The organism is Streptomyces sp. 13-12-16 (genome assembly GCF_002114215.1).
Taxonomy (GTDB): Bacteria; Actinomycetota; Actinomycetes; order Streptomycetales; family Streptomycetaceae; genus Streptomyces.
The window spans coordinates 1-1,009 of sequence record NZ_NCTE01001192.1 but is presented as its reverse complement, the minus strand read 5'-3'; the positions used below and the strand labels follow the sequence as shown (position 1 = coordinate 1,009).

Genomic DNA, 1,009 nt, shown 5'->3' with positions numbered 1-1,009 from the left:
GGGCGGGCGGGGGGGGGGCCCCGCCTCGTCGAGACCACCGGCCGCACCGGCCGCATCGACCCCGTGGCCGGCTGGTCGATGCTCGCCCCCGACCACGCCGACTTCATCGCCTCACGCCGTATGCGCGCGCTGCCCGACTGGGACTCCGGCGCGCGCAAGGCCGTCTGCCCCGACGAGCAGCGCCTCCTGGGCCTCGGCCACACCGGCAACCGGGGCCTGTGCTCCGACGTGACCGCCGGACCGCTGTGGGACCCGGACGGCGGGCACGAGGTGGTCAAGGACGAGCGGCACGTCCCGCCAGGCGGCGACTGGGCTTCCGGATACACCAAACTCCAGTGCCCGCAGGGCCACTTCCTCACCGGTTACAGCGTCCGCGGCGCCGCCGTCTCGGCCGCCCTGTGCGCGAAGGCCGTGCCCGGCGGGATCACCGGCACGAGCGGCCGTACGGTCTGGTTCGACCGGAGCGACAACCGGGGCACCCTGCCCAAGGGCGGCGACTTCGGACACGGCCACTACAAGGGCCAGTGCGCGGACGGCGAGTACGCCGCCGGTATCGCCTACACCGGTCGCATCGGCTCCTCACGCACCCCGGACGCCCTGTACTGCCGCGAACTCGACTGACGGGTCTCCCGGGCCCCGGCCGAAGCGCCCCGGCCCCACGGCGGCGGCACCGGCACTTTGTCCCATGCGAGGAAGAAGACGCGGGACGGCGTGCGAAAGGGGTTACGCGTTCAGGCGAGGACCGCTAACTTCCTTGAAATGGACCCGTCATAACCCTGTCCGGGGTGACGGTCCGGTGTTCGACGGCGCGACGGCGCGCGCCCGTACTCCTTCACGGCAGGCACCCGTGGTCTGCCGCCACCCCCCATATTCCTGGAGACTTCCGTGCGCACGAAACCGCTCGGACACAGACGTGTCCGCACGCTGCTGACGGCCGTGGCGTGTGCCATGGGCCTGGCGCTGCCCATGGGCCCGGCCGCCGGGGCCCCCGCCGCCGCCCCGGCCGGAC

1 pseudogene is annotated in these 1,009 nt (G+C 73.5%); it reads left to right on the top strand.

The features are described 5' to 3' along the window. Window positions 1-621, top strand: a pseudogene (locus B7767_RS37320) (glycoside hydrolase); the annotation flags it as partial. Between the last annotated feature and the right edge of the window lie 388 nt (window positions 622-1,009).